Source organism: Enterobacter sp. PL_is379 (assembly GCF_055817355.1).
On the sequence record NZ_JBVPGT010000028.1, the window covers coordinates 222,597 to 243,610 of the forward strand.

General features: G+C 53.5%; 24 protein-coding genes. 13 read left to right on the forward strand and 11 right to left on the reverse strand.

All coding sequences use genetic code 11. The features are described from left to right. The first annotated feature begins 327 nt into the window (after nucleotides 1–327). The 3 genes from yeaG (at nucleotide 328) to AC0TOY_RS11905 (ending at nucleotide 4,220) form a co-directional block, all read left to right on the forward strand. Nucleotides 328–2,262: a protein kinase YeaG gene (yeaG, locus tag AC0TOY_RS11895; RefSeq protein WP_008500713.1), complete on the forward strand. Its 1,935-nt coding sequence runs from the start codon at nucleotides 328–330 to the stop codon at nucleotides 2,260–2,262. A 74-nt stretch (nucleotides 2,263–2,336) separates the two neighbouring features. Beyond that, nucleotides 2,337–3,620 (forward strand): YeaH/YhbH family protein, encoded by a 1,284-nt coding sequence (locus AC0TOY_RS11900; RefSeq protein ID WP_473721877.1) that lies wholly within the window; start codon nucleotides 2,337–2,339, stop codon nucleotides 3,618–3,620. 99 nt (nucleotides 3,621–3,719) lie between these two features. Continuing rightward, on the forward strand, nucleotides 3,720–4,220 hold the full coding sequence (locus AC0TOY_RS11905) for a YbaK/prolyl-tRNA synthetase associated domain-containing protein (protein ID WP_047651996.1): 501 nt from the start codon (nucleotides 3,720–3,722) through the stop codon (nucleotides 4,218–4,220). 20 nt (nucleotides 4,221–4,240) lie between these two features. On the opposite strand, the gene yoaI is transcribed toward AC0TOY_RS11905, so the two are convergent. Beyond that, nucleotides 4,241–4,345: a small membrane protein YoaI gene (yoaI, locus tag AC0TOY_RS11910; RefSeq protein ID WP_473721878.1), complete on the reverse strand. Its 105-nt coding sequence runs from the start codon at nucleotides 4,343–4,345 to the stop codon at nucleotides 4,241–4,243. A 145-nt stretch (nucleotides 4,346–4,490) separates the two neighbouring features. Between yoaI and AC0TOY_RS11915 the strand changes: the two genes are divergently transcribed. Further along, the gene (locus AC0TOY_RS11915) at nucleotides 4,491–4,937 is read left to right on the forward strand and encodes a DUF441 domain-containing protein (RefSeq protein WP_473721879.1); all 447 of its coding nucleotides are present in this window, start codon (nucleotides 4,491–4,493) and stop codon (nucleotides 4,935–4,937) included. Here the strand turns inward: AC0TOY_RS11915 and AC0TOY_RS11920 are convergent. Continuing rightward, the gene (locus AC0TOY_RS11920) at nucleotides 4,921–5,712 is read right to left on the reverse strand and encodes an AraC family transcriptional regulator (protein WP_473721880.1); all 792 of its coding nucleotides are present in this window, start codon (nucleotides 5,710–5,712) and stop codon (nucleotides 4,921–4,923) included. The genes AC0TOY_RS11915 and AC0TOY_RS11920 overlap by 17 nt on opposite strands. Nucleotides 5,713–5,811: 99 nt before the next feature. Between AC0TOY_RS11920 and AC0TOY_RS11925 the strand changes: the two genes are divergently transcribed. After that, nucleotides 5,812–6,999 (forward strand): CynX/NimT family MFS transporter, encoded by a 1,188-nt coding sequence (locus AC0TOY_RS11925; protein WP_473721881.1) that lies wholly within the window; start codon nucleotides 5,812–5,814, stop codon nucleotides 6,997–6,999. 31 nt (nucleotides 7,000–7,030) lie between these two features. Here AC0TOY_RS11925 and AC0TOY_RS11930 read toward each other — a convergent pair whose 3' ends face one another. Further along, nucleotides 7,031–7,738 carry a CTP synthase C-terminal region-related (seleno)protein gene (locus AC0TOY_RS11930; protein WP_061715518.1) on the reverse strand — a complete coding sequence of 236 codons (708 nt, stop codon included), beginning with the start codon at nucleotides 7,736–7,738 and terminating at the stop codon, nucleotides 7,031–7,033. 101 nt (nucleotides 7,739–7,839) lie between these two features. Here AC0TOY_RS11930 and AC0TOY_RS11935 point away from each other — a divergent pair, with 101 nt between their 5' ends. Continuing rightward, a complete protein-coding gene (locus AC0TOY_RS11935) occupies nucleotides 7,840–8,184 on the forward strand; it encodes a DUF488 domain-containing protein (protein ID WP_032650899.1) in 345 nt (114 codons plus the stop codon). Here AC0TOY_RS11935 and AC0TOY_RS11940 read toward each other — a convergent pair whose 3' ends face one another. Next, nucleotides 8,185–8,490, reverse strand: coding sequence for a nuclear transport factor 2 family protein (locus AC0TOY_RS11940; RefSeq protein ID WP_032650897.1), 306 nt, complete (start codon nucleotides 8,488–8,490; stop codon nucleotides 8,185–8,187). It lies immediately after the preceding gene. An 80-nt stretch (nucleotides 8,491–8,570) separates the two neighbouring features. Continuing rightward, nucleotides 8,571–8,825, reverse strand: a complete 255-nt coding sequence (locus AC0TOY_RS11945) for a putative hemolysin (protein ID WP_024908585.1) — start codon at nucleotides 8,823–8,825, stop codon at nucleotides 8,571–8,573. 309 nt (nucleotides 8,826–9,134) lie between these two features. Here AC0TOY_RS11945 and AC0TOY_RS11950 point away from each other — a divergent pair, with 309 nt between their 5' ends. Then, the gene (locus tag AC0TOY_RS11950) at nucleotides 9,135–10,163 is read left to right on the forward strand and encodes a sensor domain-containing diguanylate cyclase (protein ID WP_473721907.1); all 1,029 of its coding nucleotides are present in this window, start codon (nucleotides 9,135–9,137) and stop codon (nucleotides 10,161–10,163) included. 45 nt (nucleotides 10,164–10,208) lie between these two features. Next, entirely contained in the window at nucleotides 10,209–10,307 is a 99-nt protein-coding gene (locus tag AC0TOY_RS11955) for a YoaK family small membrane protein (protein ID WP_014883431.1), read from the forward strand. 129 nt (nucleotides 10,308–10,436) lie between these two features. Here AC0TOY_RS11955 and AC0TOY_RS11960 read toward each other — a convergent pair whose 3' ends face one another. The 3 genes from AC0TOY_RS11960 to AC0TOY_RS11970 form a co-directional block, all read right to left on the reverse strand. Further along, nucleotides 10,437–10,685, reverse strand: coding sequence for a GlsB/YeaQ/YmgE family stress response membrane protein (locus AC0TOY_RS11960; protein ID WP_008500746.1), 249 nt, complete (start codon nucleotides 10,683–10,685; stop codon nucleotides 10,437–10,439). Between the two features lie 111 nt (nucleotides 10,686–10,796). After that, nucleotides 10,797–12,281 carry a sensor domain-containing diguanylate cyclase gene (locus AC0TOY_RS11965; protein WP_473721882.1) on the reverse strand — a complete coding sequence of 495 codons (1,485 nt, stop codon included), beginning with the start codon at nucleotides 12,279–12,281 and terminating at the stop codon, nucleotides 10,797–10,799. A gap of 113 nt (nucleotides 12,282–12,394) precedes the next feature. Then, on the reverse strand, nucleotides 12,395–13,915 hold the full coding sequence (locus tag AC0TOY_RS11970; protein WP_081112049.1) for an EAL domain-containing protein: 1,521 nt from the start codon (nucleotides 13,913–13,915) through the stop codon (nucleotides 12,395–12,397). Nucleotides 13,916–14,150: 235 nt separating this feature from the next. Here AC0TOY_RS11970 and AC0TOY_RS11975 point away from each other — a divergent pair, with 235 nt between their 5' ends. Next, the gene (locus AC0TOY_RS11975) at nucleotides 14,151–15,650 is read left to right on the forward strand and encodes an EAL domain-containing protein (RefSeq protein WP_024908589.1); all 1,500 of its coding nucleotides are present in this window, start codon (nucleotides 14,151–14,153) and stop codon (nucleotides 15,648–15,650) included. 287 nt (nucleotides 15,651–15,937) lie between these two features. Here the strand turns inward: AC0TOY_RS11975 and AC0TOY_RS11980 are convergent, their stop codons facing one another. The 3 genes from AC0TOY_RS11980 to icd form a co-directional block, all read right to left on the reverse strand. Beyond that, a complete protein-coding gene (locus AC0TOY_RS11980) occupies nucleotides 15,938–16,183 on the reverse strand; it encodes a DUF2543 family protein (RefSeq protein ID WP_024908590.1) in 246 nt (81 codons plus the stop codon). A 74-nt stretch (nucleotides 16,184–16,257) separates the two neighbouring features. Continuing rightward, nucleotides 16,258–16,605, reverse strand: a complete 348-nt coding sequence (locus tag AC0TOY_RS11985) for a DUF1304 domain-containing protein (protein WP_048990787.1) — start codon at nucleotides 16,603–16,605, stop codon at nucleotides 16,258–16,260. A 77-nt stretch (nucleotides 16,606–16,682) separates the two neighbouring features. Beyond that, nucleotides 16,683–17,933, reverse strand: coding sequence for an NADP-dependent isocitrate dehydrogenase (icd, locus tag AC0TOY_RS11990; protein WP_061715519.1), 1,251 nt, complete (start codon nucleotides 17,931–17,933; stop codon nucleotides 16,683–16,685). Between the two features lie 117 nt (nucleotides 17,934–18,050). Between icd and rluE the strand changes: the two genes are divergently transcribed. From rluE to hflD, 4 genes are read left to right on the forward strand one after another with little or no spacing between them, the layout of a single operon-like run. Then, nucleotides 18,051–18,704 (forward strand): 23S rRNA pseudouridine(2457) synthase RluE, encoded by a 654-nt coding sequence (rluE, locus tag AC0TOY_RS11995; protein WP_032650888.1) that lies wholly within the window; start codon nucleotides 18,051–18,053, stop codon nucleotides 18,702–18,704. A gap of 9 nt (nucleotides 18,705–18,713) precedes the next feature. Beyond that, entirely contained in the window at nucleotides 18,714–19,187 is a 474-nt protein-coding gene (locus AC0TOY_RS12000; RefSeq protein ID WP_023292763.1) for an NUDIX hydrolase, read from the forward strand. A gap of 40 nt (nucleotides 19,188–19,227) precedes the next feature. Then, nucleotides 19,228–20,340 carry a tRNA 2-thiouridine(34) synthase MnmA gene (gene mnmA, locus AC0TOY_RS12005; protein ID WP_473721883.1) on the forward strand — a complete coding sequence of 371 codons (1,113 nt, stop codon included), beginning with the start codon at nucleotides 19,228–19,230 and terminating at the stop codon, nucleotides 20,338–20,340. A gap of 27 nt (nucleotides 20,341–20,367) precedes the next feature. Beyond that, nucleotides 20,368–20,997 (forward strand): high frequency lysogenization protein HflD, encoded by a 630-nt coding sequence (gene hflD, locus AC0TOY_RS12010; RefSeq protein WP_008500756.1) that lies wholly within the window; start codon nucleotides 20,368–20,370, stop codon nucleotides 20,995–20,997. Nucleotides 20,998–21,014: the final 17 nt, after the last annotated feature.

The window sequence follows — 21,014 nt, forward strand, 5'->3', positions numbered from 1 at the left end:
ATTTTTAACTTATCAGATGACAGCCTGCTTTCATTTATATGACCGCTGAATGAAAAACGTGCATTTGTCTTATAACGACAGTGGAAATTTTTGGATGAGTTATTGATATGTCATTGAAAGTAGATTTTCTGGGCATGCAAGTTTTGCAAATGCCATCTACGCTTTAATTTAAGAAGAGTTTTCCTGAACACCTGCGGTTCTTAGCGTCTGACCTGGCACACAGGTTGCTGCTTTGGCAGTGAGGTGCGAGAGATTCTCTTCCGGGAGCCTCCACTACTCATACGAACGGCTCTTATCCTGTGCTAAAAAACGAAAGGACGGCATGCCATGAATATATTCGATCACTATCGCCAGCGCTATGAAGCTGCCAAGGACGAAGAGTTCACACTGCAGGAGTTTCTTACCATCTGTCGGCAAGATCGCAGTGCCTATGCCAATGCGGCAGAACGGCTATTGATGGCTATTGGTGAGCCAAACATGGTTGACACTGCCCTGGAGCCTCGGCTTTCCCGTCTCTTTTCGAATCGGGTGGTCGCCCGATATCCGGCGTTTGAAGAGTTCTATGGTATGGAAGATGCCATCGAACAGATTGTCTCCTATCTGAAGCATGCCGCTCAGGGTCTGGAAGAGAAGAAACAGATCCTCTATTTACTCGGCCCGGTGGGCGGCGGTAAATCCTCGCTGGCGGAACGCCTGAAGTCGCTGATGCAGCGCGTGCCTATCTATGTGCTGAGCGCCAACGGTGAACGCAGCCCGGTGAACGACCATCCGCTGTGCCTGTTCAATCCGCAGGAAGATGCGCAGATTCTGGACAAAGAGTATGGCATCCCGCGTCGCTATCTCGGCACCATCATGTCGCCGTGGGCGGCAAAACGCCTGCATGAGTTTGGTGGCGATATCACCAAATTCCGCGTGGTGAAAGTCTGGCCGTCTATCCTTGAACAGATCGCCATCGCCAAAACGGAACCTGGCGATGAGAACAACCAGGACATATCGGCGCTGGTGGGTAAAGTCGACATCCGTAAGCTGGAAAACTTCGCGCAAAACGATCCGGATGCCTACGGTTACTCGGGCGCGCTGTGCCGCGCGAACCAGGGGATTATGGAGTTCGTCGAGATGTTTAAAGCGCCAATCAAGGTGCTGCATCCGCTGCTGACGGCGACTCAGGAAGGCAACTACAACGGGACGGAAGGTATCTCCGCCCTGCCGTTTAACGGGATTATTCTCGCCCACTCGAACGAATCTGAATGGGTGACCTTCCGTAATAACAAAAACAATGAGGCCTTCCTTGACCGCGTGTACATCGTCAAGGTCCCTTATTGCCTGCGGATCTCCGAAGAGATCAAAATTTACGAGAAACTGCTTAACCACAGTGAGCTGGTGCATGCCCCCTGCGCGCCCGGCACGCTGGAAACGCTGTCACGCTTCTCCATCCTTTCGCGTCTGAAAGAGCCGGAAAACTCCAGCATCTATTCTAAAATGCGCGTCTATGACGGTGAAAGCCTGAAAGATACCGACCCGAAAGCGAAGTCGTATCAGGAATACCGCGACTATGCCGGGGTTGATGAGGGGATGAACGGTCTGTCCACGCGTTTCGCGTTTAAGATCCTCTCCCGCGTCTTTAACTTCGACCATGCGGAAGTGGCGGCCAACCCGGTTCATCTGTTCTACGTGCTGGAACAGCAAATCGAGCGCGAGCAGTTCCCGCAGGAGCAGGCTGAACGCTACCTTGAGTTCCTCAAAGGTTACCTGATCCCGAAATACGCCGAGTTCATTGGCAAAGAGATCCAGACGGCTTACCTGGAATCCTATTCAGAATACGGGCAGAACATTTTCGACCGCTATGTTACCTACGCTGACTTCTGGATCCAGGATCAGGAGTACCGCGACCCGGATACCGGCCAGCTGTTTGACCGTGAATCCCTGAACGCGGAGCTGGAAAAAATCGAGAAGCCTGCCGGGATCAGCAACCCGAAAGACTTCCGTAACGAGATTGTGAACTTCGTCCTGCGCGCCAGAGCGCATAACAACGGGCGCAATCCGAACTGGACCAGCTACGAGAAACTGCGCACGGTCATTGAGAAGAAAATGTTCTCCAATACCGAAGAGCTGCTGCCGGTGATCTCGTTTAACGCCAAAACCTCAACCGATGAACAGAAAAAACACGACGATTTTGTCGACCGTATGATGGAAAAAGGCTACACCCGCAAACAGGTCCGCCTGCTCTGCGAATGGTACCTGCGCGTGCGTAAATCGTCTTAAAACAAGTGCCCGGCAGCGTTTAGCGCCTGCCGGGCCTACAAAATGCAAGTTGGCAAATGCAGTACGGGGGGTATATGACCTGGTTTATTGACCGGCGTCTTAACGGCAAAAACAAGAGCACGGTGAACCGCCAGCGCTTCTTGCGTCGTTATAAAGCGCAAATTAAACAGTCTATCTCCGAGGCCATCAACAAACGCTCGGTGACCGACGTCGACAGCGGCGAGTCTGTCTCCATCCCCACCGATGACATCAGCGAACCGATGTTTCATCAGGGGCGAGGCGGCCTGCGCCATCGCGTACACCCAGGTAATGACCACTTCGTTCAGAACGACAGAATTGAGCGCCCTCAGGGCGGCGGCGGTGGTTCAGGAAGCGGTCAGGGACAGGCCAGCCAGGACGGTGAAGGCCAGGACGAATTTGTCTTCCAGATTTCGAAAGATGAATATCTCGACCTGCTGTTTGAAGACCTGGCGCTGCCGAATCTGAAAAAGAATCAGCATCGTCAGCTTAATGAATATAAAACCCATCGCGCGGGCTATACCGCCAACGGCGTGCCCGCCAATATCAGCGTCGTGCGTTCGTTGCAGAACTCGCTGGCGCGACGCACGGCCATGACGGCAGGCAAGCGTCGCGAACTGCGCGAGCTGGAGAGCAGCCTGAAGGTCGTGGAAAACACGGAACCGGCGCAACTGCTGGAAGAGGAGCGCCTGCGTAAAGAGATTGCAGAGCTGAGGGCGAAGATCGAACGGGTACCGTTTATCGACACCTTCGACCTGCGCTACAAGAACTACGAAAAACGCCCTGAGCCCTCCAGCCAGGCGGTGATGTTCTGTCTGATGGACGTGTCCGGCTCGATGGACCAGGCAACCAAGGATATGGCGAAGCGTTTTTATATTCTGCTCTATCTGTTCCTGAGCAGAACCTATAAGAACGTGGAGGTGGTCTATATCCGCCACCACACCCAGGCGAAGGAGGTGGATGAACATGAGTTCTTCTACTCGCAGGAGACCGGGGGCACCATCGTCTCGAGCGCGCTGAAGCTGATGGATGAAGTGGTGAAAGAGCGTTACGACCCGACGCAGTGGAATATTTATGCCGCGCAGGCGTCGGACGGCGATAACTGGGCCGACGACTCACCGCTGTGTCATGAGATCCTGGCGAAGAAAATTCTGCCGGTGGTGCGTTACTACAGCTATATCGAAATCACCCGCCGTGCACACCAGACCCTGTGGCGGGAGTATGAACATCTGCAATCGATGTTCGATAACTTTGCCATGCAGCATATCCGTGACCAGGATGATATTTATCCTGTGTTCAGGGAGCTGTTCCACAAGCAATCTTCTACCAGCAACGCATAATCAAACAGCCAGCGAAAGCGCTGGCTGTTTTCTTTCGACCCCGTTCATCCCGTGCTAATGTAGAACGCTGCATACTGGATTATCCACCGGGAAATCGTTATGACTGACGACGTTATTGGGGCAGGAACCCACCAGCAACTGATTACCTTACTCACCGAGCAGGGCGCGCGGTTTCGCGTCATGGAGCACGAGGCGGTCGGGAAATGTGAAGCGGTAAGTGAAATTCGCGGAACCGATCTGCGGCAAGGCGCCAAAGCCCTGGTCTGTAAGGTGAAGGGAAACGGCGTAAAAAAACACGTTCTGGCGATCCTCGCCGCCGATCTACAGGCAGACCTGAGCCAGCTTGCCAGCCATTTTGGCGGGCTAAAGGCCTCCCTCGCCAGCCCGGCCGAGGTCGATACCCTGACCGCCTGCGTTTTCGGCGCTATCCCGCCCTTTAGCTTCCATCCTGATTTGGCGCTGGTTGCCGACCCGCTGCTGTTCGAGCGTTTTGACGAAATCGCGTTTAACGCTGGCCTGCTGGAGAAATCCGTGATTATGGATACCCAGGATTACCTGCGCATCGCCCGTCCTGAGCTGGTAACTTTCCATAAAGCGTAACTACAATGGCTGACGCCCTGTCAGCCTTTTCGTTCCAGAAACAGCACGGAGGCAACGAGAATAACGGCAATAGCGAAAAACGATGAGGAGATAATCAGCGTTTCCATAAACATGTGATCGTTCATGATGGCGACCCCTTTTGCGATATCTGCCTCCGTTTTAATCCGCGTAAATGACAAGGTTATGACAACAATAAAATCTTTTTAAAACTGTCCTGCGTCGCGTTTGCGCGTACAGTAAGCAGGTTAATTATTCTGGCAAGGATTCCCTATGTTTGACCCTACTCTGCTCATTCTTCTGGCACTCACCGCGCTCGGCTTTGTCAGCCATAACACCACGGTCGCCATCTCGATTCTGGTGCTTATTATTGTTCGCGTGACCCCGCTAAATACCTTTTTCCCGTGGATAGAAAAACAAGGCCTCACCATCGGGATAATCATTTTAACCATCGGGGTAATGGCGCCCATCGCCAGCGGTACGCTTCCTGCATCAACCCTGCTGCACTCATTCGTAAACTGGAAATCGCTGGTGGCGATCGCGGTGGGGATTTTTGTGTCGTGGCTGGGCGGACGCGGCGTCACGCTAATGAGCAGCCAGCCCTCGCTGGTGGCGGGTCTGCTGGTGGGTACCGTGCTGGGCGTGGCGCTCTTCCGCGGCGTGCCGGTCGGCCCGCTGATTGCGGCAGGCCTTGTCTCGCTGTTTATCGGGAAGTCGTAGTCAGGCTGGCCATATAACGCGCTGGCGTCTGGCCCAGTCCCTTTCTGAACATGGTGATAAACGCGGTGGTCGAGTCATAGCCCAGTGACTGGGCCACCTGCTGTACCGATTTCCCGCCGATCAGGTGCTGTAACGCCACGATCAGCTGCAGCTGGTGACGCCAGCGGCGAAAGCTTAAACCGGTCTCTTTCACCACCAGCCGCGCCAGGCTGCGTTCGCTCATGGCAAAATGGCTCGCCCACTGCGCCAGCGTCTGCCAGGCGGCGGGCTCTTCCGCCATCTTCTCGCTCATCAGTCGAATTTTAGGATGGGGCGAGACGGGCAGCTGCAGGTGCTCCTGTCGCTGGAGCGGCAGCTCGTCAAACAGCACGTCCACCAGGCGCGACGTGGTCGCAAGAGGAAGCTGCTCACGCGATTTTTCCGCCAGGGATAAAATCAGCTCCCGCACCAGAGGAGAGATTTTCAGGGTACAGCAGCGTCCGGGCAAGCTTGCCGCCCCCGGCTCAATAAATAAAAAGCAGAGCTGCGCGCCCGGCGTGGCTCTGTTGCTGTGCGGCATCTGGCCGGGGATCCAGACTGCGTACTGGGGCGGAACCATCAGCATCGCATTTTCCACTTCGCAGGTGATTGCGCCGCCAAGGGCCAGAATCAGCTGCCCCTTACGGTGATGATGCCGGGGAATATATTGTTCCTCCGCCACCACCTGAATACGAAATGCGACGGCCGCATCGTACTGGCTATCAGGATCGTAGCCCTCCAGTCCCAGACCAATCATCAGTTTGTCCGATATTAGCGATAAACTGTCATTTTAGCCTGATTTCAACCGCTGAGAAAATCGGTATTGTGTGCCCTCGCTTGAACGTATGAGAACATAATGACTACTGCTATTAGCACCTCAGGAAAACACGGCGCGCTGTTGATTGCAGGCATCCTGATGATTGCCACTACGCTTCGCGTCACCTTTACCGGCGCAGCGCCGCTGCTCGACACTATTCGTCTTGATTATGGCTTAAGCACGGCGCAAACCGGTCTGCTGACCACCCTGCCTCTGCTGGCTTTCGCCCTTATCTCGCCGCTCGCCGCAGGCGTTGCCCGACGTATCGGCATGGAGCGCAGCCTGTTTATCGCCCTGCTGCTGATTTGCGCCGGAATTGCGGTTCGCTCTCTGCCTTCCGCCGCGCTGCTGTTCATCGGTACGGCAGTCATTGGCTGCGGTATTGCGCTCGGAAATGTGCTGTTACCCGGATTAATTAAGCGTGACTTTCCGGGGCAGGTGGCGAAGCTCACCGGTGCTTATTCCCTGACGATGGGCGTCTCGGCGGCGTTTGGATCAGCGATGATTGTTCCCCTGGCGCAGGGGAACGCGGGCTGGCATGGCGCCCTGCTGATGCTGATGGCGTTTCCGCTGGTCGCGCTGCTGCTCTGGTTACCCCAGTGGCGTCAGAAACACGTTGCAGCGGTGACGGGCGCTGGCGCGCTGCATAATCGCGCCATCTGGCGCTCGGCGCTCGCCTGGCAGGTGACGCTCTTTTTAGGGATTAACTCGCTGATTTACTACGTCATCATCGGCTGGCTGCCGGCGATACTGCTGAGCCACGGCTACAGCGAAGCGCAGGCCGGCTCGGTGCACGGTCTGCTGCAGCTGGCCACGGCCGTGCCGGGACTCGCCGTTCCGCTGATCCTCCACCGTCTGAAAGATCAGCGGGCCATTGCAGGCGCAGTGGCGCTGCTGTGCGCGATAAGCGCGGCGGGATTATGGTTTATGCCAGGCATGGCGGTGATGTGGACGCTGGTGTTTGGCTTTGGCACAGGAGCAACGATGATCCTCGGCCTGACGTTCATCGGTCTGCGCGCCAGCTCCGCGCACCAGGCTGCGGCGCTGTCCGGCATGGCGCAGTCGATTGGCTATCTGCTCGCCGCCTGCGGCCCTCCGCTGATGGGGAAAATTCACGATAGCGCAGGAGACTGGCGGATCCCGCTTCTGGGCTGCGCCCTGGCCGCGGTGATAATGGCCCTCTGCGGCATCTTAGCCGGGCGAGACCGGGAGATCGCGCCCCGTTAAACAGTGTGGCAGACCCTCGGGTCTGCCTTTTTTAACCGCGGGCCGCGCGCAGCATCGCCTGCACCAGCACGACCGGACGTCCTTCCAGCGCACCACGCTCGTGCTGGAATAAGGTGATCACGAAGAACGGGTGCGTGACCAGTTCTGCGGCGCGAATTTCTCCCTGGTCGTCCCAGCCCGTAACATGCATATCACCGCTTTCCAGCGCCTGCGCAAACGCCGGCGACACGCCATAGTTACAGTGATATCCCTCTTCAATTTCCGGCTTGCCGTACGCTTTGGCGATCAGCGTATTTTTGCGCAGTTCAATCGCATCGGTTTTTTCCACCAGCGAGCAGGTCAGCGGCGCAATCACCATGGTGCCTTCGGTATCCGTCTCAGCGTGTGCCGCATCAGCCCAGCCCAGCACGTTTCGGGCATACTCAATCAGCGCATGCTGGAACCCGCCGCAGGTGCCCAGGAACGGGATGCTGTTTTCACGGGCATAGCGCGCGGCGATAAAAGCGGCCTCGGTGTTTTTATAGGGGCTGGCGGGTACCAGCCAGATGGCATCGTAGCCCACCAGATCTTCAGGGCTTGTCAGCTCCGTGGTGGCAAGCCAGTCGTAATCGGCGGTGAGGTCAAGCACTGCGGCGGCGTCGTCGATGGCCAGCGGGATCGCCTGATGCGCAATTACACTGGGATTGTAATCGCCAACCAGCGCAATGCGCAGCGTCGTTTTAACCGGGAGGTGTTCCATGAAAGGTTCCTTATGCCAGAGTATTATCAGATAACATAAGGAACCTCAGACTACCGATCTTTTGCAATTATCACAATACCTTAAATTGGGAGGGTGGAATCATGATTCAATGCAAACGCGTGTACGAACAGGCAGGCCCTGACGACGGCTATCGGGTACTGGTGGACAGGCTGTGGCCGCGCGGTGTTAAGAAAACGGACCTCGCGTATGACGAATGGTGTAAAGCGCTCACGCCCTCAACTGAACTACGCAAGGCCTTTCATAGCGAAACCATTGATTTCGCCGCCTTCAGTCAGGCCTATCGGGAAGAGCTGGCGCAGCATGCTGACGAGGGCGTGCGTCTGGCAACGCTGGCGCACAGGCAGACCGTCACCCTGCTCTTTGCTGCCAAAAACACGGAGCAAAATCACGCCCTGGTCTTAGCCGACTGGCTGCGCCACCTCTGATCAGCCGATCGCCAGCTCATCGAGGATTTGCGGCGCTTCATCGGGGGTGAGCGGCATCAGATGTTCGGCGCGGACAAACGCAAAGCCGTGCTGATTGTCAAAGGCGTAGACATCCCCCGTCACCAGCCAGAGCGCACGATCTGCGGTGGTCGGTAATTGCGTCATCACGCCGTTGACCGGGTTAACGAAGCGCAGGCCAGGCTGGCACAGGCCAAACAGCTCAACAGATTTACCAATATTTCGACGGCCTGACGCCGTGCGGGCACCCACGATCATCGCCATGCTGCCCGGTTTTAGCTGAAACATACTTCTCTCGCGGAAACGAACGCCAGAAACTGGCTAAGATTAATCCTAAAGAGAAGTGTATCGCAGGCGGTATCCGTCTGTCACCTGGTGGGTTGTGGATGATCGCGACGATAGAGCGTCCATTCATCGATCACTTCGCCGCCCGGTAATTTGCACTCGGTGCGAACGCCCTGCGGACTTTGAACCGGGATCTGTTCCCCGCCTTTCTCCAGGCAGTAGACGGAGGCCGGGTTCGCCATACCGATAACGTGCGGCGGTTTCGGTGCATCGGGTGGCGTGGTTTTTGCGGTGCAGGCGGCCAGGGGAAGCGCCAGCGCCAGAAGCAGAAATCTCATCTCATTGATCCTTGTGACATCATGACAGTCTAAGGGTAACGGGTCATCGCCGCGTTCTCCATGATTTCTCCATTTTAACTGCACTTTTCAGCACTATAGTGTGGCATGTTCTCGATATGACCAGAGAACATCATTCCGTAATCAAGATGTCCTTGCCCCGGTCTCAACAACGGGGCTTTTTTTCTATCCTGCTGCCCGCTCCCTGCATATATTAAATTTTCTGTATTCATGTTTTACTATGCCAGAAGCCTAAAAACTCAGCATAACATGCAGATGCAGACGTCTTCTGCCTGGGAGTCATTCTACGTCATGTCGGATCTTATCCTCGCTCGCGTTTCAGAAACCCTTGCCACCGAGCAATCCCTTGAAAGCCTCGTTCGCCAGCTGCTGGAGATGCTGGAGATTGTCACCGACATGGAGTCGACCTACCTGACGAAGGTGGATATCGAGGCGCGGCTGCAGCACATCCTCTATGCCCGCAACAGCAAACAGATGACGATCCCGGAGGGGTTGAGCGTCCCATGGGATGAGACGCTGTGCAAACGCGCGCTGGACAGTGACACGATGTTCAGCAACGACGTGCCCGAACGCTGGCCCGAGTGTGAAGCTGCAAAAGCGCTTGGCATTACCACCTACATGAGTATTCCAGTCCATCTTGCGGATGGTTCACTTTACGGAACGCTCTGCGCCACCAGCACGGCCAGAAAGCCGCTGAGCGAGCGCGGTGAACAGGTTCTGAAGCTCTTCGCCGGGCTGATTGCCCAGTCCATTCAGAAAGAGTCGCTGGTGACCCAGCTTCGCGAAGCCAATGCGGCCCTCATCGCGCACTCCTATACGGATGCCCTTACCGGTTTACCCAACCGTCGCGCCATTTTTGAAGATCTGACCACCCTCTTTTCTCTGGCCCGGCACCTGAAGCGTAACGCCATCATCGCATTTATCGATCTGGATGATTTCAAGCTGATTAACGATCGTTACGGCCACGAGGCTGGCGACCAGTTCCTGATAGAAGTGGGCAAGCGTTTGACCGAAGAGAAACAGCAGGACGATATTATCGGTCGTCTGGGGGGGGATGAATTTCTGGTCGCGTCGCTGAGCCAGCCCCACCAGGACGGGGATAACACGCAGCTTACGTTGCTCAAAACGCGCCTCAGCGCCTGCATCGCCGGCGAATACTGGCTGGGCAGCGTTCATATTATTTATCCGGGAGCCAGCTTCGGCGTTATCGAAGTGGACCCTGCTGTAACCGATCCTGACAGCGCGTTACGCGCCGCGGATGTGGCGATGTATCAGGATAAGAAAGGAAAAAGCAAAACACGCTTTCTCACCATGGATTAACCCCGTACACTCTACGGCGTTATTGAAACCGAAACAGGTGATGGTATGAGAATAGGGATCCTCTTCCCGGTCGTTATATTTATAACGGCGGTGGTTTTTTTAGCGTGGTTTTTTGTCGGCGGCTACGCGGCTCCGGGGGCATAAATGCGGAAGACAACCGTCATTATGCTGATCGTTGCCATTGCGGCGTTTGCCGGCGCGCAGCTTGGCTGGTGGTAAACCCGATACGTAAAAAGGCCGCCATCCGGCAGCCTTTTTCATCGTTTTCAGAACTTAGCTTTTGATCTTTCTGTAGATAAACAGAACAACCAGCGCACCGATCACCGCGACGGCGAAACTGCCGAAGTTAAAGCCATCGACCTTGCCAAAACCGAACAGCGTACTGATCCAGCCGCCGACTACCGCACCGACAATACCCAGTATTACGGTGACGATAAACCCACCGCCATCTTTGCCCGGCATGATCCACTTCGCCAGAATACCCGCAATAAGCCCAAAGATAATCCAGGATAAAATTCCCATAACTTTCCTCTCTGTATGGTTTTTGTCATTAAATCAACGACACAAAAAAGAATAGCACAGGATCTGAGAAAGGAAATTTGTGACAAGCATCACTCTATGTGTTTTTTCCTGTCATACCCCAACAAACGCGTACCGGTTACGTCCCGCGCGTTTTGCCTGATATAGCGCCTGGTCAGCTGCGATAATGATATTCTGCTGGCTGCCCGCGATGTCGACGGCACGTGCGGTAGAAATTCCGACGCTGACCGTTACCCGCCCGAAGGGGCTAAAGGCATGGGCGATTTGCAGCGAGAACACATTGCGAATAATCGTCTGGGCCAGACGAAGCGCTTCCTGGATGTCCGTATCAGGTAATATCAGCGCAAACTCCTCTCCGCCGTAGCGCGCCACGATCTGATTACCACGAGTAAGACTCTCCCTGAGACTGTTTCCCAGCAGCGCCAGACAGCGGTCCCCTTCCGGATGGCCGTAGTTATCGTTGTATTTTTTGAAGAAGTCCACGTCCACAATCAGTATCGAAATCGGTGCATCATGCGCGGCACAAAGCGCGATTTCCGAGAGGATTTTTTCATCAAAAATGCGACGGTTGTAAAGCCCGGTCAGCGCATCCTCAGAGGCGATAATCTTCAGCGCCTTGTTATCTCGGTTTTTTCTGGATAAGTCGGAATACAGGAAGTATGACGCGACGATGAGTATCGCCGTGAACACGAAAATGAGTACCGCCAACTGAATCGCCTGCTTGCGCCAGGGTGCAAGGGCCTCATCAATGCTGACGGCCACGGTGGTGACCAGCCCGTAGCGTCTGTTTTTCTCATAGGCATAAATGCGTTCGATCTTATCAAACCGCGAAATGGAACTGGCTATCCCGGTATTTTGTACCTTGAGGTATTTCCTGAAGAGCGGTGAATCGGAAACAATCGTGCCAATATAGGTATTTTTAAAAGGATAACGGACCAGCAGCACGCCTGACTCTGTTGTTAAGCCAATGACGCCCGCGTGACCAATATTAATCTGCCCGTAGAGCGCGAGAAAATTTTCGATACCCAGGGTCACCACCACAACACCGTTAAATGCCCCGGTGTGGGTTTCAAGGCGCCGACTAATGGAGATGACCCATTTACCATTGGTTCTGCTGACTACGGGCTCGCCAATAAAAATCTGCTGATTTTTATTTTCCTTGTGATAGATAAAAAATGACCTGTCCGATCCTTTGCGTGGGCCCGTAAAAGTTTCGTGCAACGCGGTAAAGATATCGCCCTGAGCATCGTAAACAACCACATTATTAATCTGGGTAAGGAGATTATCCTGATTATTTATCATCCGCTGAATATGGGTCGCCTGCTGCGGGGTCATACCATAAATTTCGATTATGTCGGAAACGGTAGTAATTAACATTTCACTCTGGCGCATGATCCCCTCGGTGTACACATCAAGGGTATGGCTCAGGTTAGCGACGCTGGTATTAATTTGCTGGATTGACTGCTGTCTGGACGTGGCAATTTGGACGGCAAGCGACAGCGAGATGATCAATGAGACAATGATGACGGTAATGGTTGTTGTGTAAAAAGTATTTTTCACATGCACGAGCTTTTCCACCTTATCACGCCTGACATCCCTGGCTGACAACTCTTGTCACTGTAACAAAGCTCAGGATAAGAGGAAAATGAATTGCACTTAAGCATGCAACAGAAGCTCGTCGTAATTTCGTTTTACAAACTTACCGTCTCCCGGGGCTTAGATAAAATGACTTTAATAAAATCGATATAGGAGACGGGCTTACCAAAATAATAACCCTGTAACAGCGTAATCTCATTACGGTTGAGATACTCCAGCTGCGCTTTCGTTTCTACGCCTTCAGCCACAATGCGTAATGAGAGTTTTTTCGCCAGGTCAATGACGCAGTCCAGCAGGATCGTTGAGTCTTTTTCATCTGAAACCCGGTTCACAAAGCTTTTATCAATTTTAATATAATCAATGGCAAGCGCATTAAGGCATGAAAGACCTGAATAGCCGGTACCAAAATCATCCAGTGCAATGACAAAACCGGCGTTATGCAGCATGTTAAGGTTTTCCACCAGGTGAGGATTATCGATCAGCGGCTCACGCTCGGTCACCTCGAGAACCAGTTTGACTTCTTTACCCTGAAACCCCTTCCCGAATACACGACAGTCACCGATGAAGGATGGCGCATTGATGTGTCTGGCGCTGATGTTCACCCCGATATGAAACCCGTCCGGGAGCTTAGGCAAAAGCGGCTTAAGCTGCATCACCACTTTCGCCATCAACCCTTTGGTTAGCGGAATAATCAAACCGCTACGTTCGGCAATCGGAATAAAGACATCCGGTGGAATAAAGCCTGACTTTGGATGCTTCCATCTTGCCAGGACTTCAACGCCATACAGCCCGCCGGTATCACCGTTCACGATCGGCTGGTAATACGGCACGATCTCCCCCTGCAAAATGGCCTTACGTAAGTCGTCTTCAAATGAGGTGCTTTTCCCCTTGTAACGGCGGATCAAAATGCCCACCGCCACCGATAGCACGAGAATCAGTAGTATCAGGCTCCATCCCTGTTGCAGCAGCCGCGTCAGGCTAAAAAAGACAGGCGGTTGCCAGGCCAGACTAAAGGGGAATTGTGTAGATGCCGTAAGTGACCCCGTCCACGAGGCCGCTTTCCAGCCGGTCACATCACCGTTGCGCCCAAGCATGCTATTGCCGACAACCAATCCCAGGTCAACGCCGTTTGATGCGTTCGCGATGACGTCCTGCAAATGCGCATCGCTGACGCTGACGATGACACGCCCTCCCGCGATGGGCATCTGGAAGACAAGCACCGGGACGCCGTTCACCAGTCGATTGCCGGGCAGCAGCATTAATTTATGTTCAGGTAACGTCTCCGGATGCACAATCAATACGCCATTCCCGGGAAGGGAAGTACAGATGATTTTACCCTGCTGCTGGATCATGATGGCGCGCAGATGCGGTTTTAGCGCGGCTTCTGTCCCCAGCGCCAGCTGTCCGCTGCTGGTACACCCCTGCTCCGCAACGCGCTTCGCCGTGCTGGCCGCACTGACGGCTTCCGCCAGGATATTTTCTATTTTCTGGGTACTTGCCATGGCGGTATGACTATTATTAGCCTTCGCCATCTGCCATAGCTGCCAGTTAATAATCAGAATGCCGCTCAGAAAAAGAAACAAGGCACTCAGAATAGGGATCATCACGTTGCGCACGATGTTTTCCTTAATAGAAAAAACAAGCATCGATGTTCTGGAAGAAGAGCCTGTACTTACCCGGTATTGCTTATAACAATGAAAATAGCTTAGCTGAGAATTGTCTTAAAAAACTGATACTTTCGTATGAGTTCACCTGCCCGAATTTGCTCACCTGACGTGATTATCAGGCTTGTGCCTTGCCCTGGCTGTGTTAAGATTTGTCAAATCAGGGAGCGGACAGGATAACTGGAAAATGAAAAAACTCGTTGCCGTTGCGATCGTTTCAACGCTCCTGGTCATCCTGTCTCTTTATGCGGTCAATGCTGTTATCGTGGGGCAGCAGAAGAGCAAACAGCGTGAGATATCCCTTACCCTATTACATTATTCGGAAGACCTGTCCCAAAGCATAGCGCTGGCCCTTAAAAGCATTACTACGCAGGGATGTGATAAAACCAGTCTTGATAGTTACAGACAAATAACGCTGAATAACTATTATTTCGACGATATTGGTTTTATCGAGAAGGGAAAAATAGTCTGTACTGCTTTTTGGGGTAAACTTGCAACGCCCGTAGCGCTTCCTGCGGAACTGCATAAAACGCCGAGAGGCTTTCTTCTGGCGCAGTTTTCCAGAAAAGATTTTTTCACGGGCAATGCGGCAATTTATAATAATATTATTATCTTCACCACTCGCTATGCTTACGATAAATTCACCCCGGTTACGGCAAGCTATTCTCTGAGTACCACCACCAAAGACTTCGGCAGAACCTTTTTTACGACCTCCCCTGAGCTAACACAGCAGAGCTGGCTGCATTCGTCGTTGTTTACCCTGACCCTGACGCAGTGCAGCGCCTTCTGGGACCTGTGCGTCATCGTGAAGCATCACGATGCAGGGCTGGCCTCGTTACCCCTGTTTATCTTTTCGTTTCTCACGGTCATACTCTTTTTTATCTGGGTCGCGATAACGTTATTTATCTTCCGTATCTATGAAGATCGTTTTTCTCTGGAACGTACGCTGATCAAGGCCGTCCTGACCAATACCATCAGCGTTAACTACCAGCCTATTATCCGCATTCACGATCAAAAAATCGTGGGTGTAGAAGTTCTGTCGCGATGGCGCGACCAAAAGCATGGGGACGTCTCTCCGGAGCTGTTTATCCCATTAATAAAAAAAATCGGTCTGTATAAAAAATATTATAATAATATTATCGAAAAATCCCTCTCAGAAATTGCCCCGCTGGCGATTAAACATCAGCTGATCGTCTCCATTAACGTTGGGCGGAAGGAAATTGAAGATGGGCAGTTCATTAACATTTTGCGTCGAGCGTGTTTAGCCAATCACTTTCCCCTTTCTCTGATGAAGGTCGAACTTTCTGAGAAAGCCGTTTCCACGGCAGATATCCTCGAGGGGTTCTGTCAGGAGCTCAAGTCGCTCGGCGTTAAAATATCAATAGATGATTTTGGCGTGCAAAATTCAAACCTCGCCCGCCTGTCGCTGCTTGAATATGATGAGATTAAAATCGATAAGTCACTGGTGGATGGCATCAGCGAACATTATAAGCAAAACATCTTTGCTATCTTCAGCGATGCCCTCGCGAAGTTGAATAAAACGCTTGTTTTCGAGGGCGTGGAAAATGAAGTTCAGTATCGCTTTATCGCGAGCCGATATCCCGATGCGCTGATTCAGGGATGGTATTTTTCAAAAGCACTCACCCGGAGCGAGCTGGCGAAACGACTCACCGGTGTTGCACCGTAACCAGAAGCCTGCCGTGACCTTTTTTAGATTTGGCGTTTCCATTTTTTACGCAAAAACATATAGTCGTCACAATCAGATGGTAGATTCCCCGGAAACACACTCTTATTTTGGTTAAAAACGTGAAATTATCCTTACTTTTTCCAGTGGTACTCTTTTTTCTGACCGTGATTTTCGTGCTGTTTATCGACAAACCTGCTTCGCATATTCTGCGGAAAAAATGCATGTGGTCCGATAGCGTGATGCTGAGCTGTATCGCAAAGCATCAGCATAACGGTTTTTAAAGCAGACTATTCATTTCCCCACTGATTGAGGAAATTCGCAATATCATCAATACGACCCGCACGGATCCCGGCCTCAGCGGCCATCTCCTGCTGAGCCTCCTCGCTGATCTCCTCATTATTCGATAAACGGGTGAGCAGCAGCTGGAAATAATGTGCCAGCGCGTCGAGTTCTGACTCCGCAACTTGCTCTGCGGCTTCCGTCGCATACTCCTCAGCAATGTCATAATATTTCAGTGGGATATCGTTATTCATAACAGTCTCGTCTCTGGCCTTTAAGGGTAACATCACGAGTATATCGGACGCGTTATCTCAACCAAAGCATTGCTTCAGATAAGTAACGCAAGCAGCGCAGCGAGTGCGGGCACGGCCTGTACATACAAAATTTTTCGACTGGCGGTGGCCGCGCCAAAAAGTCCGGCAATCAACACGCAGGCCAGGAAGAAGATGGCCACCTGACTCCCCTTTTCGCCGAGCCAGAGGCTCCAGAGCAGGCCGGCCGCCAGAAAACCGTTATAAAGCCCCTGATTTGCAGCCAGCACGCGGGTGTCGCGCGCAAAGTCGGGACGCAGATTAAAGGCCTTGTGTCCTGTTTTGGTATTCCACAGGAACATTTCCAGCACAAGAATGTAGAGATGGATGAGTGCAACGACAGCGATAAGGACAGTGGCTAGCATCGTGTTGTCTCCCGCAGACAGAGGCAAAAAAAACGGGAACCCTCAGGCCCCCGCTCTTGTTTAACCCAGAATCTGGATTACATGTTCGCGATAATCGCGTCGCCAAACTCTGAACATTTCAGCAGCTTAGCGCCTTCCATCAGACGTTCGAAATCGTAAGTTACGGTTTTCGCGTTGATCGCGCCTTCCATACCTTTAACGATCAGGTCCGCGGCTTCGAACCATTCCATATGACGCAGCATCATCTCTGCGGACAGGATGATTGAGCCTGGGTTCACTTTGTCCTGACCTGCGTATTTTGGTGCAGTACCGTGGGTCGCTTCGAACAGGGCGCACTCGTCACCGATGTTCGCGCCTGGGGCGATACCGATACCGCCAACCTGTGCTGCCAGGGCGTCAGAGATGTAGTCACCGTTCAGGTTCATACAGGCAATCACGTCGTATTCTGCTGGACGCAGCAGGATCTGCTGCAGGAACGCATCGGCGATCACATCTTTAATGATGATCTCTTTGCCGGTGTTCGGGTTCTTGATCTTCTGCCATGGGCCGCCGTCGATCAGCTCACCGCCGAACTCTTCTTTCGCCAACTGGTAACCCCAGTCTTTGAACGCGCCTTCGGTGAACTTCATGATGTTGCCTTTGTGAACCAGGGTCACAGAGTCACGGTCGTTGGTGATTGCATATTCGATAGCTGCACGCACCAGACGCTTGGTCCCTTCTTCGGAGCACGGCTTAATGCCGATACCGCAATGCTCAGGGAAGCGAATTTTCTTCACGCCCATCTCTTCGCGCAGGAATTTAATCACTTTTTCTGCTTCAGCAGAGTCCGCTTTCCATTCGATACCCGCGTAGATGTCTTCTGAGTTTTCGCGGAAGATAACCATATCGGTCAGTTCAGGGTGCTTAACCGGGCTAGGGGTGCCCTGATAGTAACGAACCGGACGCAGACACACGTACAGGTCCAGCTCCTGACGCAGTGCCACGTTCAGGGAACGGATACCGCCGCCAACTGGCGTCGTCAGTGGGCCTTTAATAGCAACGCGGTAGTCGCGGATCAGGTCCAGCGTTTCTGCTGGCAGCCAGACGTCCTGGCCATAAACTTGAGTAGATTTCTCACCGGTGTAAATTTCCATCCAGGAAATTTTACGCTCGCCTTTGTAGGCTTTCTCAACAGCGGCATCAACCACTTTCAGCATTGCCGGGGTAACGTCTACACCGATACCGTCACCTTCGATGAACGGGATAATCGGATTGTGAGGAACGTTAATCTTGCCGTTTTGCAGGGTGATCTTTTTACCTTCCGCCGGAACAACTACTTTGCTTTCCATTAACCTCTCCTTCGAGCGCTTCTGGTTGTTACTGATCTTATGTTAATAAATTGTAATGAGCCCTTCGATAGTACCTGATTGTCCTGCGCCATGAAAGGTCTTCGTTATTAGGCTATAATGCGGCAATTGATAACGCCTGAAAATACCATGAAGAAAACTTCTTTTACAAAACACCGGGTTGAGCGATTCAGCTCGCGACAAGCCGCCAGAAGACCGCAGGAAACCCAGCCGAAGCGGGTTATTTTGTTCAATAAACCCTACGATGTTTTGCCGCAGTTTACCGATGAAGCCGGGCGCAGCACGCTGAAGGACTATATACCTGTTCAGGGCGTCTACGCCGCGGGGCGTCTGGACCGCGACAGCGAAGGCCTTCTGGTCTTAACCAACGACGGCGCCTTGCAGGCGAAGCTCACGCAGCCCGGGAAACGCACCGGTAAAATTTACTTCGTACAGGTCGAAGGCGAGCCGGACGAAGAAACGCTGGAAAAATTACGCAGCGGCGTGACGCTTAACGACGGCCCCACCCTGCCCGCAGGTATTGAACGCGTGAATGAACCGGAGTGGCTGTGGCCGCGCAACCCACCGATTCGCGAACGCAAATCCATTCCGACAAGCTGGCTCAAAATTACCCTTTATGAAGGCCGCAACCGCCAGGTTCGCCGCATGACCGCGCACGTCGGCTTCCCTACCCTGCGTCTGATTCGCTACGCTATGGGCAGCTACACGCTGGAAACGCTGGCAAACGGCGAATGGCGCGACGTCACCCCTTAAGGAGTCACTATGTTTAAACCTCATGTCACGGTTGCCTGCGTGGTCCACGCTAAGGGTAAATTCCTTGTTGTCGAAGAGAGCATTAACGGCAAAGCGCTGTGGAACCAGCCTGCCGGGCATCTTGAAGCCAATGAGACCCTTCTGCAGGCAGCGAAACGCGAGCTGTGGGAAGAGACCGGCATTCACGCTGAACCCCAGCACTTCATCCGTATGCACCAGTGGATCGCGCCCGATCACACTCCGTTCCTGCGCTTTTTATTTGCCGTTGAGCTTAGCGAAACGTGCGCCACAGAGCCGCAGGATGACGATATCGACCGCTGTCTGTGGGTCACTGCCGACGAGATCCTGAACGCGCCAAACCTGCGCTCGCCGCTGGTTGCGGAAAGCATTCGCTGCTGGCAGTCTGCTGGCCGCTTACCGCTGGATGTCATCGGCGCATTTAACTGGCCGTTTACAGAGGGTGCCAATGGTGGGGGGGCGTGATAGAATACGCCGCCTTGAAGTTCAATGTCGTGAGTATTCCATGTCAGATAATAGCCAGAAAAAAGTGATCGTCGGCATGTCCGGCGGTGTCGATTCCTCCGTTTCCGCCTACCTGTTACAGCAACAGGGCTATAAGGTGGAGGGCCTGTTCATGAAGAACTGGGAGGAAGATGATGGCGAGGAATATTGCACTGCCGCTGCGGATCTCGCCGACGCGCAGGCCGTATGCGATAAGCTCGGCATTGAGCTGCACACCGTTAACTTTGCCGCAGAATACTGGGACAACGTTTTTGAACTGTTCCTCGAAGAGTACAAAGCGGGCCGCACGCCGAACCCGGATATTCTGTGCAACAAAGAGATCAAATTTAAAGCCTTCCTGGAATTCGCCGCAGAAGATCTGGGCGCAGACTACATTGCGACCGGCCACTACGTGCGTCGCGCAGACGTGAATGGCAGAAGCCAGCTGCTGCGCGGTCTGGACGGCAACAAAGATCAAAGCTACTTCCTCTATACGCTGAGCCACGAGCAAATCGCCCAGAGCCTGTTCCCGGTCGGCGAGCTGGAAAAGCCGCAGGTGCGTAAAATCGCCGAAGAGCTGGACCTGATCACCGCGAAGAAAAAAGACTCTACCGGTATCTGCTTCATCGGTGAGCGCAAATTCCGCGATTTCCTCGGACGTTACCTGCCTGCACAGCCGGGCAAAATTGTCACCGTCGACGGGGAAGAGATTGGCCAGCATCAGGGGCTGATGTACCACACGCTCGGCCAGCGTAAAGGTCTGGGTATCGGCGGGACGAAAGAAGGTAGCGAAGATCCGTGGTATGTTGTCGACAAAGACGTCGAAAACAATATTCTGGTTGTTGCCCAGGGTCACGATCATCCGCGTCTGATGTCCGTTGGCCTTATCGCCCAGCAGCTGCACTGGGTCGATCGTGAGCCGCTGAAAGGCACGCTGCGCTGCACGGTGAAAACCCGCTACCGCCAGACCGATATTCCTTGCACCATTACCGCGCTTGATGACGATCGCATTGAGGTGCGCTTCGACGAGCCGGTCGCCGCCGTCACCCCGGGTCAGTCTGCTGTCTTCTACAGCGGTGAGATCTGCCTGGGCGGCGGGATCATTGAACAGCGCCTGCCGCTGCCTGCTGTTTAATACGATTGCACACATAAAGGAGACCGTGTGGCGAAGAACTACTATGACATCACCCTGGCACTGGCGGGAATTTGCCAGTCAGCCCGTCTGGTGCAACAGCTGGCGCATCAGGGTCATTGCGATGCTGACGCCCTGCACGTTTCACTCAACAGCGTTATCGATCTCAACCCCGGCTCGACCCTGGGTGTGTTCGGCGGCAGTGAAACCAATCTTCGTCTCGGTCTTGAAACCCTGCTTGGCGTGCTTAACGCCAGCAGCCGTCAGGGATTAAACGCGGAGCTGACCCGCTACACGTTGAGCCTGATGGTGCTGGAGCGTAAGCTGAGCGCAGCAAAAGGCGCGCTCAACACCCTGGGCGATCGTATTGCCGGGCTACAGCGTCAGCTCGACCATTTTGATCTGCAGTCCGACACGCTGCTCAGCGCCATGGCCGGCATTTATGTTGACGTCATCAGCCCGCTGGGCCCGCGTATTCAGGTCACCGGATCCCCTGCCGTGCTGCAAAGTCCGCAGGTACAGGCAAAAGTGCGTGCGTCCCTGCTGGCTGGGATCCGCGCTGCCGTGCTGTGGCACCAGGTTGGCGGTGGCCGCCTGCAGCTAATGTTTTCTCGTAATCGCCTGACCACTCAGGCAAAACAAATTCTTGCTCATTGTTAACCTCCCGGAGTTGCGAA

Excerpts from the sequence above, each read along its gene's own strand:
- AC0TOY_RS11940 (WP_032650897.1), bottom strand. The coding sequence starts at position 8,490 with ATGTTTCAGCTAAAACCGGGCAGCATGGCGATGATCGTGGGTGCCCGC.
- mnmA (WP_473721883.1), top strand. The coding sequence starts at position 19,228 with ATGTCAGATAATAGCCAGAAAAAAGTGATCGTCGGCATGTCCGGCGGT.
- AC0TOY_RS11925 (WP_473721881.1), top strand. The coding sequence starts at position 5,812 with ATGACTACTGCTATTAGCACCTCAGGAAAACACGGCGCGCTGTTGATT.
- AC0TOY_RS11960 (WP_008500746.1), bottom strand. The coding sequence starts at position 10,685 with ATGGGAATTTTATCCTGGATTATCTTTGGGCTTATTGCGGGTATTCTG.
- rluE (WP_032650888.1), top strand. The coding sequence starts at position 18,051 with ATGCGGCAATTGATAACGCCTGAAAATACCATGAAGAAAACTTCTTTT.
- AC0TOY_RS12000 (WP_023292763.1), top strand. The coding sequence starts at position 18,714 with ATGTTTAAACCTCATGTCACGGTTGCCTGCGTGGTCCACGCTAAGGGT.
- icd (WP_061715519.1), bottom strand. The coding sequence starts at position 17,933 with ATGGAAAGCAAAGTAGTTGTTCCGGCGGAAGGTAAAAAGATCACCCTG.
- AC0TOY_RS11915 (WP_473721879.1), top strand. The coding sequence starts at position 4,491 with ATGTTTGACCCTACTCTGCTCATTCTTCTGGCACTCACCGCGCTCGGC.
- AC0TOY_RS11920 (WP_473721880.1), bottom strand. The coding sequence starts at position 5,712 with ATGATTGGTCTGGGACTGGAGGGCTACGATCCTGATAGCCAGTACGAT.
- AC0TOY_RS11935 (WP_032650899.1), top strand. The coding sequence starts at position 7,840 with ATGATTCAATGCAAACGCGTGTACGAACAGGCAGGCCCTGACGACGGC.
- yeaG (WP_008500713.1), top strand. The coding sequence starts at position 328 with ATGAATATATTCGATCACTATCGCCAGCGCTATGAAGCTGCCAAGGAC.
- AC0TOY_RS11955 (WP_014883431.1), top strand. The coding sequence starts at position 10,209 with ATGAGAATAGGGATCCTCTTCCCGGTCGTTATATTTATAACGGCGGTG.
- AC0TOY_RS11975 (WP_024908589.1), top strand. The coding sequence starts at position 14,151 with ATGAAAAAACTCGTTGCCGTTGCGATCGTTTCAACGCTCCTGGTCATC.
- yoaI (WP_473721878.1), bottom strand. The coding sequence starts at position 4,345 with ATGAACGATCACATGTTTATGGAAACGCTGATTATCTCCTCATCGTTT.
- AC0TOY_RS11930 (WP_061715518.1), bottom strand. The coding sequence starts at position 7,738 with ATGGAACACCTCCCGGTTAAAACGACGCTGCGCATTGCGCTGGTTGGC.
- AC0TOY_RS11980 (WP_024908590.1), bottom strand. The coding sequence starts at position 16,183 with ATGAATAACGATATCCCACTGAAATATTATGACATTGCTGAGGAGTAT.
- AC0TOY_RS11950 (WP_473721907.1), top strand. The coding sequence starts at position 9,135 with ATGTCGGATCTTATCCTCGCTCGCGTTTCAGAAACCCTTGCCACCGAG.
- AC0TOY_RS11905 (WP_047651996.1), top strand. The coding sequence starts at position 3,720 with ATGACTGACGACGTTATTGGGGCAGGAACCCACCAGCAACTGATTACC.
- AC0TOY_RS11985 (WP_048990787.1), bottom strand. The coding sequence starts at position 16,605 with ATGCTAGCCACTGTCCTTATCGCTGTCGTTGCACTCATCCATCTCTAC.
- AC0TOY_RS11945 (WP_024908585.1), bottom strand. The coding sequence starts at position 8,825 with ATGAGATTTCTGCTTCTGGCGCTGGCGCTTCCCCTGGCCGCCTGCACC.
- AC0TOY_RS11900 (WP_473721877.1), top strand. The coding sequence starts at position 2,337 with ATGACCTGGTTTATTGACCGGCGTCTTAACGGCAAAAACAAGAGCACG.